The sequence below is a fragment of the Xenorhabdus sp. Sc-CR9 genome (assembly GCF_963897815.1).
In the GTDB taxonomy this organism is placed as follows: Bacteria; Pseudomonadota; Gammaproteobacteria; order Enterobacterales; family Enterobacteriaceae; genus Xenorhabdus.
Window position 1 is genome coordinate 1 of sequence record NZ_CAWQTY010000227.1, and the last position, 12,050, is coordinate 12,050.

Below are 12,050 nucleotides of genomic sequence, written 5' to 3' on the forward strand. Positions count from 1 at the left end.
AAGTATGGAAGGGGTAATATGCCAGTATATCAAAAATTGCACTCGTCTTTGTTTGATGGTTCAAAATCTCTGATTATTGGCCTATTGAGCCTTTCATTCAGTTTTCACAGCCAAGCCATATCAGAACTTCAAAATGAAGATAACCATGCAGTTTATAACTTGGCTGAAATCACTTCACAATTAGGACACCAACTTCACCAATCGCAGTCCCCCACCGAAGCCGCACAATCCATCGCTGCCCAGCAGCTGTCATCGGCAGTCACTGCCACATTAACCCCGTTGCTCAACCAGTTCGGCAATGCCCGGATCTCACTCCCCTTTGATCACGCTTTTTCGTTAAAAGAAGCTGCACTGGATTGGATGTTGCCGTGGTATACCACTCCGGCTTACACCGCATTCGGCCAGTGGGGCGTTAAAACCGGGCACGGTCAGACGACCACCCATTTTGGTATGGGATACCGCTATTTGAGTGATAACTGGCTCTGGGGGGCTAATGTGTTCTGGGATGCTGAGTGGCCGGCTCAACACCATCGCTACAGCATCGGGGCAGAAGCGTGGCGTGATAACCTCAAACTCTCTGCCAACCTTTACCAGCGCTTATCCGGCTGGAAAACGTCCCGGCAAGTCAGCGATTATGATGCACGCCCCGCCAATGGCTGGGATATCCGGGTAGAAGGCGGGTTACCTGCGTTGCCACACTGGGGCGGGCAGGTGATGTTTGAACAGTACTACGGGCAGCAAGTGGATTTATTTGGTAACAGCAAACGTCAGCATAATCCTTACAGCCTGACGGCCGGGCTGACATACACACCGGTGCCGTTAGTCACATTGGGCGCGGATGTCCGGCAGGGAAAACAGGATCACTGGGATAACCGTTTTACGCTGGCACTCAATTACCAGTTGGGTGTCCCGCTGGCACAACAGCTTGATCCCAGTGCCGTCGCGCCATTACGCAGCCTGACATTCAGACGGACAGATTTTGTCAACCGGAATCATGATATGGTACTGGATTACCGCAAGCAAACGCTGATAACACTGGACTTTCCCGCTCAGCTTAAAGGCGATGCAGGCAGAATCATCACCTTTACGCCACGGATTACCTCCAAATATCCCCTTGCGCGTTTAGAACTCCGGGCCGATGAACTACAGCAAGCCGGCGGTAAAATTATTCACCAGATGCCTGATAAGGTTATGCTGCTTTTACCGAAAGCCACCGATAAAATGATCCGGCTTTCCGGCATTGCCATTGATAAGTACGGCAATCGTTCCCGGCCATCGGAAACCACCCTTTTTATCCAGCCGACGGAAACCCATGTGCAGGTCACCGCAAACCGGACGCAGGCAAGGGCGGACGGTCAGGACAGTGTGATGTATACCGTGATGGTGAAAGATCGTGACGGTGAGCCTGTTCCCGATCAAACGGTGAGCTGGTCAAGTGACAAAGGCAAACTTTCACAAAGCACACAGAAAACTGATACACAGGGGCTGGCGGCAGTGTTGTTGAGCAGCCATCATCACGGGGAGCATAGCGTACAGGTCTCGGTCGGTGATAATGTCACTGTGGCTTTGCCGGTGCACTTCAGTGCGGTATTGAAACCTGTTATCACCGCAGACAAAACACAGGCCAAAGCGGATGGTCAGGATGCCGTGACGTTTACCGTTACCGTCAAGGATGCCGCCGGCGTCCCCGTTCCTCACCAGTCCGTTAAGTGGCAAACCAGCCGGGGTAAATTCCTGAGTTCTTCGTCAACAACCAATAATCACGGGCAGGCCACCGCCGCATTAGTCAGTTTGCCTTCCGGTATTGCAGAGGTGTCGGTGATGGCGGATGAAGAGACGTTCACAGCTTCACCGGTTGAATTTTTACCCGCACTGGCCCATACGTTGACCTGTGACAAAAGTACAGCCATTGCCGATGGACAGGACAGTGTGCTTTGCACGATTGACGCGCGTGATGCGGCTGACCAGCCGATAGCAGGGAGGGAAATCGTGTGGTCAACGGATCATGGCCAGATTGCCGATGAACAGGTTATCACCGACAGCAGGGGAAAAGCCCACGCACGGATTATCAGCCGGAAAGCCGGTATCGCCCGTGTCCGCGCTGACATGTCAGGTACCATCATCACGGCGGGCGGGGTCACGTTTGAACGTCAGTTGCAATCCGTTATCATCGCGGATAAAACCCATGCCAGCGGCGACGGGCAGGAGGCTATCGTACTGACTGCGATTGTTGAAAATACACTGAGGTTACCGGTTAAAGATCAGGCCGTCATCTGGCACACCGACAACGGTGTCCTGTCATCAGCAGAAACCCGAACCGACTCACAGGGATTGGCACAAGTTCAACTGACCAGCACTGTTGCCGGTGAGCACCGGGTATGGATCCAGGTTGATGATAAGACGGTGACCGCCCCGACGCTCTGGTTTGATGACGTGCTGACATCCACGCTGCGTGCAGATAAAACCCGCATTATTGCCAATGGTCAGGATAGCGTCACATTGACCGTGGCGGTGAAAAACCTGACCGGACAGCCCGCTGCGGGTATTCCTGTCTGGTGGCGTTCAGATAACGGTCACTTTACAGACGCACAGATTGAAACCGATGAAAACGGCGAAGCCCGCGCGACACTGATCAGCCAGAAGGCAGGCACCGCTTCAGTGACGGCCATTATTGATGACCAGGCGGTTATCTCACCCACAGTGGAATTTATCCCGCCATTACGTATTGCCGACACCGTTGCTGTTGACAGCCAGGGCGGTAATGCTAACCAGAAATCCTTTGGCGCCCGGGGGCCTTCAGTTTTCTGGCGGGGAGCGAAATTTCGCATCATCACCGCCGATAATACAGGCCGGGTGAACTGGCAGAGTGATTCTCCGGCAGTCACGGTATCCGGTGATACGGTGGTCGTACAGCAACGTCCTGACGGTGTGAGACTGACAGGCACCGATGAGGCAGGGCAGCAGGTGGTACTGACCTTAACGAGCGATACCTGGTTTGAGCGCTCAGGCCTGACGCAAGATTTTTATTTTAATGCCACGCAAATTTGTCAATCACTCGGCAGCCAGATTGCGCCCAAATATGCACTTGAACGGCTTTATGAAGAATGGGGAAATTTTTATCACTATGAGGGCTGGGTGAGAGAATTTTATGTGGTTTCCACAGATTATCTTTCTGGCAGTTCCGGTTCGATGGATGCGCAGACAAAATGGGCATTCTGGGCAGAATCGGATAGCTGGACGCGTAATGCCTGGCATCGGCTGGCGTTTGCGTGTGGTGGGTAGCATTTATCTATTATAGATGAGGCAGGTGGCTGTATTAAGCAGCCACATATCGATAATACCTTTATAATTACTGTAAGTTACTATGCGAATAAACCATTCTGATAGTTGTTCTAACCTTCAAATTTTCAATAATTAAGTAACTTATTAGATAGCCTACCTCCCCATTTTTCTATTGCTCCAGAGGGTACTGCTATATGCTGAGTAGCTTCTCCAATTTCTTCAATAAAGTAACTAAAATTATCATCACGCATTATTTTTCCTGTGATAAGATAATTAAAGTGACTGTATACGCAGTCACTTTATAAAAATAACACTATCAAAAGTTAAATTTCCTGAATATCTGGATCGGCGAATTGACGAAGAATATCGAGATGAATGTGCATATCTAATTTTCTGACATTTTCAAGTTTGATCTCGCCGCCTAAAATAATAGCAGGTTCAAAACCAAATATTTCGTGCTCACTTAACGGGCCATGTTTCTCAACGGCACGAGAAAAAATACCTGTTTTTGTGCCGCCTTTTAAATCTAGAGTCTTGGCAGACTTGCTTGCAAAAAAACTGGAAATATCAAGATCCAAGGTTTTTCTGTCTTTTTTATAAATGTCATTTTTATCACTTGTTATTTTATTGAATATACAAGATATCGATAAGTTAATTCCGGTTTCTTCTCCACAAAGGAACATTTTACCAAAACCACTTCTGGCAATAACATGGTAAGAATCCATTGACTCAAATGGTGTATCTTCTAACCATATATCGACAATATCTTCATAATCATCGGGATTTACAATACTAAATAATCCATCTTGATAGCTGTTCCAGCCTTCAGTTTTCCAATAATACAGTAATTGACCCGGAAGCTTTCCCAGCCACTTATCTATTGCCTCGGCAGGAACAGCTCTATGCTGTGTTGCTTCTCCCAAATCTTGAATAAAACATTTAAAAAAATCATCACGCATTACTTTTTCTCCATGCCTCGGCATAATTCTAACATAAGAAAATAAGTGGCTATTTATACAGCCACTTTGATGAACAGATAAGTATCAGGGAAATAGAAAATCAAATTTCCTGAATATCTGGATCGGCGAATTGACGAAGAATATCGAGATGAATGTGCATATCTAATTTTCTGACATTTTCAAGTTTGATCTCGCTGCCTAAAATAATAGCAGGTTCAAAACCAAATATTTCGTGCTCACCTAACGGACCATATTTCTCAACGGCACGAGAAAAAATACCTGTTTTTGTGCCGCCTTTTAAATCAAAATCATCAGGTGATTTTATTCCAAAGAAAGAAGATATTTCTTGATCTAATTTTTTTCTTTCTTTCTTGTGTGCTCTTTTTTTAGAGTAATTAATAGAGTTAAAAATACAAGATATTGTTAAGTTAATTCCTGTTTGTTCACCGCAAAGATAAAGTTTACCAAAGCCACTTCTGGCGATGACATGATAAGAGTCCATGGATTCGAAGGGGGTATCTTCTAGCCACATATCAACAATATCTTCATAGTCATCGGGATTTACAATGCTAAATAACCCATCTCTATAGCTGTTCCAGCCTTCTGTTTTCCAGTAATACAATAACTGCCCCGGTACTTTTCCCAGCCATTTTTCTATTACATCAGCAGGAACATCTTTATGTTGAGTCGCCTCTCCCATTTTTTCAATAAAATATTCAAAAAACTCGTCACGCATTATTTTTCCCCTTACCTCGGCACAATTCTAATTGAACGTTCATCTTAGCGTCACCTAACCCGCTGTCAATGGCCTCTTTTGCTGCATCATCAAGCGATTTTATCCGTTTTCCATTCCAGCTACCACCTATAGCGCTGTTAATTCCTTTATCACCCATTTTCTTAGGTGCATATTGTCCATAGCCTCCTGCCACCATATCTGGTTCATGCAGTGCAGCTAAGTCATCAAATATTTTATCTGCTCTGCTTTGTGCTATTTTTTCCGCTTCTTTTACAGGAACTTTTTTATTAATTAATGAATCAAATATATTACCTTTTATATCTTCTTTAGTATCATTTCGGAAATCTTCTTGTGCTTTCCCAGCCAAACTATTTCGCTTATTCTTCTTATAAGCATCCCGTGCAAATTTGAACTCTTCAGGCGACATATTATTAATCGCATCCTGCTGCCTGCGCAGTTGTGCGGAATATTCTTTCAGGAATGCCTGACGTTCTTTCTCTGTTTTTAATCGCTTATAGCGTTTGCTGTTATAAGGATTAAAACACGGAACTTTCGTTATTTTAGCCCCCTTAACTTTCCCGCCTTTTTTTTCTGGCTCGTTAGGCTTGCCTGCGCTCTCCTTCGGTTTTTCAACCTTATTCACTGTTTTTTTCTTTCCCTCTTTGGCGGTCACTTTTTCAATTGCTTTACCTATCTTCTTAACGCCCCCGACTATGCCTTTAACGACACCTTTAACCGCACCTTTCGGGTTCAAATCAGCCAGTACCGCACCGAGTTCCTGCTCCGGATTGTCTAATGTCACCCTGAGTTCATCAAGATTACCGGTGGCTGCTCTGCCTCTGGCCTCTTCAGCGGCTTCCGATAACACCTTTGCCTGCTCTTTATTGCCGAAAATATCATGCCACCTTGCCGCGTCTTCCATGGCACGTGCCGCCTCCAGCTGGGCTGCCGGATATGCAAGTTCCGCGATATCAACCCCAAAATTCCAGGTATCTTTTGCCGCGCCTTTACCCATTTCAGCAGCACTTTTCCCTGCCTCAACAACCACGTTTTTTGCGCTGTCATACGCCTGACTGGCGAAATTTTTTTCTTTCTGTGGGCCGGGCTTGAGTATCGGACTTGCTTCACCGGGCGCTTTCGTGACCTGAGGGGGTTGTCCGACAATTTCACCTATCGTATTGCCTTCCCCCGTCGGGGCATCATGGCGCGCCTTTTGTTCCAGTAAAGGTTTATCGCTCACCGTGGGCGGTGTTTTTTTGGTTTTTTTTGCCATAGTCGTATCCTTATGCGCCGTTCATCCAGAATTTGTCACCGTGCCGCAGCAGGAGCTTGTTACCTGCCCGGACACTTTTGGCGTGTTCTTTAGGGTGGCACTTGCCCCCCACGGTGCCGCTTTTGATGCCATTGGCGACGCCGGGTTGGTCGCCCAGCGTCTGCGGCACAAAACTTTGGGCGAAGACCACCATGGGTTTACCGTTTGCCCGCACGGATTTGACCGGCACAGAGCTTTCTGCCAGTTTGGCCACCACCGGATAGGGAATGGGCGGCGTTGATGCACCCATCGGCGTTTTGCACACATCCGGCACAATGCTGACAACCATCCATTGGGTTGCCGTTCGGGCGAAGTAGTTATCAGCCATAATGCAACTCCTTGCCATCGCCTAAATCGACCCTGACCAGGGGCGCATCCGGGTTCATCTCAAACCGGGCCTCCATCACCCGGATGGACTCGTCAATTTCGGCGTGGTAACGGTAGGTTATGGAAAGTGTGAGCGCTTCGCTGTCGATAATTAAGGTATCCGGATACATCAGGTCAGGTAACATTTCGCCGTTCAGCATTCTCAGCAGAATAAAGGGGCGGTGTCCCGGCAGCTGCACCCGCAATATGCCCTCACGGGTTAAATGAAACAGGCTGATACGGATATTGTTATCCGGGTGGTCAATTTGCTGGTCTTCCGGTGCGTTATTCCAGTAGCTAAAATCAAAATCGTCAGGGAGATAAGGGTGGCGTTCTTTCAGCCAGGTCTCATCGTAGGTACCCGCTTTTGCGCGGCGGGGCAGCCAGGGGCGGCCAATCATACCGAAACCCGCAGGCTGGCAGCCGGATTCGGTGATGGCGTTCGGCGGCTCTGAACAGTGGGCGAAATGCTCCCCGGTGACAGGGGCATCTGGGCGTTCAATACGCGGTGCGGGAGAGCGGGAAAGGGCTTTCGCTTTGGCATACCACGGTACGACAAATCCCGTGCCAATCGGGTTATACTCGAAAGTGGCATGGGCTATGGGGGGCATCTCTTTTTCCGGATGCTGTGCCCGTTGCTCAGCGGACAGCCTGAATTCCTCAGCCACGGCAGCGGCCGCCTCATCGTTTTCATAGACCCTGCATTGCCCGCCAAAAGCGTATTGGTAGTCTATCGGTAATTCCGTGAATTTTTGCGGCGGTGTCAGCTGCCATTCGTCCTCAGACGTGTGTTGAAACTCACGTTCTCCCCATATCAATAAGGTTTTATCGATAAGCGGCTGCCAGTCTGCTTTTGTGACAAGTAACCGGACGGGCACTCTTTCAGCCGGAATGCCGCCCGGTGCATAGGCCACCCCGTTGACAATCACATCACATTTCGGCTTTAACGGCGCTAAGTCACTTTCCTGCCGGACGGAGGACTGGTTGGGTTCACCGCTGAATTCATCCTGTAATGCCAGCTCACCAAACGGCTCGGTTAATACGGCCTGATAATACGGCCCGTCGCCGACAGGCCGGAGCTGATAGACGATTTTCATCGCGACAACGTGATATTCTTCGTCTTCGGTATCGAGCATCTTGTAGTGCATAACCGAAAACGGGGTCAGATTTTTAAATTCCATCGCAAAGCTCCTTAGTTCAGGTCAATGTCCTGTGCGCTGATTTGAATGGCATCACTGGCCTGAAACAGGAAGTTATTCCCCTGGATGGTGACATTGCCCAGTTTATCCATGCGCAGGACACTACTGCCGCAGCGCAGTTCAATCACTGTACCTGCGGTAATGGACAAGGATTCACCGACGTCAAGTGTATCTGTCAGGCCAATGCTCTCTTCCCGGTGTTCATGGACATCAATAGTCTGGTTTTTCTCGACGGTCTCAGAATGGTTTGCCAGCACCTGAGTATTGCGGTCATTGAGTACTTTGGTGTTCATGTCCTTCTGGGCATGGATAAACACCTCTTCACTGCCTTTCGCATCTTCAAACCGCAGTTCGTTAAAGCCTTTGCCCTTATGGGTTTTGGTCTTGAAGGTGGTGCGGGTTTTCTGGGCCGGTAAATCCAGCGGCGGACGGTTCAGGCCGTTGTAGACACAGCCGGTGACAATCGGCCGGTCGATATCGCCGTTGAGGTAAGAGATGATGACTTCCTGCCCGATACGGGGTATCGCCATAAAGCCAAAGCCGTTGCCGTTCCAGCCCTGTGCGACGCGAACCCAGCAAGATGCACCGTCATCCGCCTTGTCATAACGGTTCCAGTGGAAATGCACTTTAATCGCGCCGTCTTTATTGACAAAGATTTCTTCCCCTTCAGGGCCAACAACCGTGGCAGTTTCATCGCCATCGGCCAGTGGCTTGTAATGGAACGGCGGACGCCAGTCAGCAAGGCCGTCGATAAAGCTGAAATGGTTGGTCAGTGTGGTGCCGTCACCGCTGTTATCGCCCATGGCCTGTGGGCAGCGGCCGTGATGGCTGATACCGACAATCTGCCAGCGGGCATTGAGCGGGGCGTGCGGATGGCTTTTTATCTCGAAGATTTTGCCGGGCATCAGTTTGATGCAGTTACTGCTGCCGCTGCCGGTCTTTTTCTGGTTATCCAGCGCTTCATGACGGTATTTGAGAAATGGTTTGGCGGCGGCATCTTTCTGAAAACGGCCGTAACTTTCAAACACGGTATACGGGGTTTGAGTGCCAAAATCGCGGAAACCTTCACTGCTGGTCATATGGGAAAGGTGATAACGCGGATTGTCGTAATTAAAGTCTTTGTGAAGGCTGCGTTGCGGGTTCATCCCGACGCCTAATCGCACCTGATAAATCGTATCTGTCCCGTGGGCGGTTTCCGGCTGCGGGCTGTAGGTCAGTGGCAGTCCGGCCGTCATTCCCAGATGGCTGTCACTGAAAAACAGCGTTTCATCCTCAAACCAGAAACTGATGCCTTCCTCGGCTGCCAGCCGGCTGAAAAAACCATAATCGGATTCCCGTTTCTGGGTGACGTATTCCCGGTCCTGGTGGGGATCGTAGAGCTTCGAATCCGCCAGTACCTTATGCTTTTTCAACAGGCCATTCAGGATAGCGGGTCCATTTTGCTGATGGAATATCCGGCTCTCCTGATTGAGTGTCAGACGCCAGAGTGCCGGGCGAACGGTCAGGGTATAAAGGGTTTTATTGCCGTCGGTGCCGGCCCAGTCAGCGTGAGAGATGATGCCGGTGATTTTGCGCCGCACCTGTACGCCGTGAAAGATTTGCAACACGGCTTCCTGCATCAGCAGGGCGCTCAAATCCACCTCGTCTAATGGCTTGAACGGATTCAGGCTATGGGTTTTGACCAGTGTCAGGTTCAGGGTAAACAACTCAGATAACCCTTCCTGCAAGGAAAACTCCCCCACGCTGAACGTATCCCCGGGAAGCCCCGCGACCTGAAAAGTAAACCGCAATCCACTTTTGGCGGTGGGCAGCCTGTCAATGATATTCTTCATCATGTTTTGTTGTTACTCCTTATTGTGATGGTTTGATGGCTTACATATCTCTGCGCGTTCCGTAGACTTCCTTAAATGCCCACAAGACGCCGCTGTTGTCTGAGGTAGAAACCTCCAGCCTGACGAAGGTGGACTGGCTGATAAAACACGCCATGGCTTCATTGATTAATCGGCAGAAGCGGTACATTTCTCCCGGATTGTGGTAACAGTCAGGGTTGAGCGTGAGTCCCACCCAGTGCCCGCGGACAGGACGTCCCCGCTTCATGCGATCGGTAAGGTGTTCTTCCACCCGGACAATGCCGTCGATATGCCGGCGGATATGGCGGCTCAGCGGGCGATTGAGTTCGGGGTAGGGATCAAACAGGCGGAGAAACTGTTTCAGGCTGTCGGTGGCAAATAACAACACCGGCGGGCTGGAGAGACAGGAAAGCAACGGCCAGCCGGAATTGTCCTGCAACAGGGACGGGAAATCGGCGGAGACGGGGAGAATATTGTGTACGTTGAGATGGGCCGGGGAACCTTCCTGCGTGAGGGTAATTTCACCGGGTTTTAAGGTGATGGCCTGCGTGTGATAGCCCAGAATATCACCCACGACGGACAGGACGGGCAGGTGTTGAGCCGGTTTGCCGGTCAGGTCAAAAAAATGCAGTTGGTGCGTGAGCCTGCCCAGTAAATCACGCTCGTTCTGGAGCAGGTAATAAAACGTCTCCGGCTCCCCGTCTTCCGCCAGACTGGGCGATGACGGCGTAAACTGGTCGATGGGCAGATAGCGGCAGGGCGAACCCCGTTGCTGGGTTTCATCAGGTTGCTGAACCACCTGAATATCACGCAGCCGGAACAACTGCACGGACTCGCCAGGAAGCAGGTGATAACGATGATTTCCCTCACTCAGCGGCAGGGGAAGGCTGGTCAGGGTTTCCAGATGAATGGCCGGAACACAGCCAGGCCAAAAAGCATCGTCGACATTATCCAGCGGCAGCTCACCGTCAAAACGAAAAACCAGCTCAAAGCTGCCGTCAGCATTTAACGGCACTTCCCGGCAACTGTCGCTGATATCCACCGTCATAAAGTTATACAGGTGGGGCAGTGCATAATATTCCAGCAGTAATTGCAGGCCGGCATAAGTGCGATTTCCTATCGGCAGGAGGGGAGCATCGAACAGGTTATGCCAGCCATAAGGGAAACTATTCAGTTTGCGTTGTTCTCCCTGCGTTCTGAGGTGCATCTCACAGATATGCTGATCCAGCCACAAACTTAATTGTGCTGCCCGTTCATTGTCCGTACCGAGGAAAAAAGACAGTGTTCCGCTTTGCCAGACAGGGGAGGGCGTGCCTGTCTGGCAAAGCGTCAGCACTATCTCACTGTGTGTGCCGGTTTTCTTCACTGTCCTGTCCCGCACGATAAGGGGTTCGATATGCAGGGAACGGCAGGTTTTAAAGGTGAGTAACTGCCCGTTGACATCGGCGGAAACCGGCGTGCCTGCCGGGATGTCAACGGTGCCCTGATGTTCGCCGTCGGTGGGATGAAACTGCATGACCGTCGTGGGCGGAACGGGACTCAGGGCTGACGGCCAGATACGGGACAGAATGCCGTGGGTAATTTCGGGGAGATCATCCTCAATTTTATCCCGTAAGCGGGCAATCAACAGGGCAAACGCTTCGAAAACCCGTTCAATACCGGGATCATGGGACAGGGTCAGAAAATCGGCCAGATGCGGCGACTCTTTCGCCACGCGTTGAGCCAGTTCCCGCAGGTAGGCTCTTTCCCGCAGGTACATAGACTCCTTGTTGTTTTTCATTGGGTTTCTCTTTTTATTCTAATGTACCGATGAATAATTAATCGGCATGTTATGCGTAAAGTTTATATAAAATCAGCACTCTGTCAGAAAAGGCGGATTATTGTACGGGATTATTAATTAGCATGTTTAATGAAATTTAATTTTCTGATGATTTGGGAAAAATCTTAGCCACGCTACCCGTCATGGCGGGGAGGGCAAGGCAAGGGCACTGAGGCCGATGTTTTTTTGCATTTTGCAAAAATGAATTGTTTGCTGACTTTTGTGCCGGCTTTCTTCACGCTGCTCTGAAGTTTTATAACATGGAAAGGACACGATGAAAAAGCCGGGTTTACTGCTCCTGATGGGATGGATGGTGTCACTGTCCGCCAGTGCAAAAACGGTGATCTATACCGACCGTCAGCACCCGCCGGTTAATTTGCCCCCTGAGACACAGGTAATCTGGCTGGATGCACCGGAGCAACAGCAAAGGCAGATCTTTGCCCGCCTTCCCGCAGACTCACAACAGGCGGCAACTCAGGTCCGGGCCATCCTTCAGTCTCCTCAGTGGCGTGAGCAGGAACAGCAAC

10 protein-coding genes are annotated in these 12,050 nt (G+C 49.9%); 2 read left to right on the plus strand and 8 right to left on the minus strand.

The window, feature by feature from the left end; all coding sequences use genetic code 11:
• Positions 1 to 18: 18 nt before the first annotated feature.
• Positions 19 to 3,282 (plus strand): Ig-like domain-containing protein, encoded by a 3,264-nt coding sequence (locus tag AACQ81_RS18220; protein ID WP_237388162.1) that lies wholly within the window; start codon positions 19 to 21, stop codon positions 3,280 to 3,282.
• A gap of 125 nt (positions 3,283 to 3,407) precedes the next feature.
• Here the strand turns inward: AACQ81_RS18220 and AACQ81_RS18225 are convergent, their stop codons facing one another.
• The 8 genes from AACQ81_RS18225 to tssF form a co-directional block, all read right to left on the minus strand.
• A complete protein-coding gene (locus AACQ81_RS18225) occupies positions 3,408 to 3,533 on the minus strand; it encodes a hypothetical protein (protein ID WP_272903119.1) in 126 nt (41 codons plus the stop codon).
• A gap of 72 nt (positions 3,534 to 3,605) precedes the next feature.
• Positions 3,606 to 4,241, minus strand: a complete 636-nt coding sequence (locus AACQ81_RS18230; protein ID WP_237388163.1) for a GAD-like domain-containing protein — start codon at positions 4,239 to 4,241, stop codon at positions 3,606 to 3,608.
• 100 nt (positions 4,242 to 4,341) lie between these two features.
• Positions 4,342 to 4,977, minus strand: a complete 636-nt coding sequence (locus AACQ81_RS18235; protein ID WP_237388164.1) for a GAD-like domain-containing protein — start codon at positions 4,975 to 4,977, stop codon at positions 4,342 to 4,344.
• A complete protein-coding gene (locus AACQ81_RS18240; RefSeq protein WP_237388165.1) occupies positions 4,970 to 6,250 on the minus strand; it encodes a polymorphic toxin type 15 domain-containing protein in 1,281 nt (426 codons plus the stop codon). The genes AACQ81_RS18235 and AACQ81_RS18240 overlap by 8 nt, the downstream gene beginning before the upstream one ends.
• 10 nt (positions 6,251 to 6,260) lie before the next feature.
• The gene (locus tag AACQ81_RS18245) at positions 6,261 to 6,617 is read right to left on the minus strand and encodes a DUF4150 domain-containing protein (protein ID WP_237388166.1); all 357 of its coding nucleotides are present in this window, start codon (positions 6,615 to 6,617) and stop codon (positions 6,261 to 6,263) included.
• Positions 6,610 to 7,836 carry a DUF2169 family type VI secretion system accessory protein gene (locus AACQ81_RS18250; RefSeq protein WP_237388167.1) on the minus strand — a complete coding sequence of 409 codons (1,227 nt, stop codon included), beginning with the start codon at positions 7,834 to 7,836 and terminating at the stop codon, positions 6,610 to 6,612. The genes AACQ81_RS18245 and AACQ81_RS18250 overlap by 8 nt, the downstream gene beginning before the upstream one ends.
• Before the next feature lie 11 nt (positions 7,837 to 7,847).
• Entirely contained in the window at positions 7,848 to 9,689 is a 1,842-nt protein-coding gene (tssI, locus tag AACQ81_RS18255) for a type VI secretion system tip protein TssI/VgrG (protein ID WP_237388168.1), read from the minus strand.
• A gap of 37 nt (positions 9,690 to 9,726) precedes the next feature.
• Positions 9,727 to 11,484: a type VI secretion system baseplate subunit TssF gene (gene tssF, locus AACQ81_RS18260; protein ID WP_237388169.1), complete on the minus strand. Its 1,758-nt coding sequence runs from the start codon at positions 11,482 to 11,484 to the stop codon at positions 9,727 to 9,729.
• 313 nt (positions 11,485 to 11,797) lie between these two features.
• On the opposite strand from tssF, the gene AACQ81_RS18265 reads away from it, so the two are divergent.
• Positions 11,798 to 12,050, plus strand: a 253-nt coding sequence (locus AACQ81_RS18265; RefSeq protein ID WP_237388170.1) for a DUF1525 domain-containing protein, incomplete at its 3' end; no start/stop codon positions are given.

What these genes read in the sequence shown, in the direction of transcription:
- AACQ81_RS18220 (WP_237388162.1), top strand. Translation starts at nt 19, where the DNA reads ATGCCAGTATATCAAAAATTGCACTCGTCTTTGTTTGATGGTTCAAAA.
- AACQ81_RS18225 (WP_272903119.1), bottom strand. Translation starts at nt 3,533, where the DNA reads ATGCGTGATGATAATTTTAGTTACTTTATTGAAGAAATTGGAGAAGCT.
- AACQ81_RS18230 (WP_237388163.1), bottom strand. Translation starts at nt 4,241, where the DNA reads ATGCGTGATGATTTTTTTAAATGTTTTATTCAAGATTTGGGAGAAGCA.
- AACQ81_RS18235 (WP_237388164.1), bottom strand. Translation starts at nt 4,977, where the DNA reads ATGCGTGACGAGTTTTTTGAATATTTTATTGAAAAAATGGGAGAGGCG.
- AACQ81_RS18240 (WP_237388165.1), bottom strand. Translation starts at nt 6,250, where the DNA reads ATGGCAAAAAAAACCAAAAAAACACCGCCCACGGTGAGCGATAAACCT.
- AACQ81_RS18245 (WP_237388166.1), bottom strand. Translation starts at nt 6,617, where the DNA reads ATGGCTGATAACTACTTCGCCCGAACGGCAACCCAATGGATGGTTGTC.
- AACQ81_RS18250 (WP_237388167.1), bottom strand. Translation starts at nt 7,836, where the DNA reads ATGGAATTTAAAAATCTGACCCCGTTTTCGGTTATGCACTACAAGATG.
- tssI (WP_237388168.1), bottom strand. Translation starts at nt 9,689, where the DNA reads ATGATGAAGAATATCATTGACAGGCTGCCCACCGCCAAAAGTGGATTG.
- tssF (WP_237388169.1), bottom strand. Translation starts at nt 11,484, where the DNA reads ATGAAAAACAACAAGGAGTCTATGTACCTGCGGGAAAGAGCCTACCTG.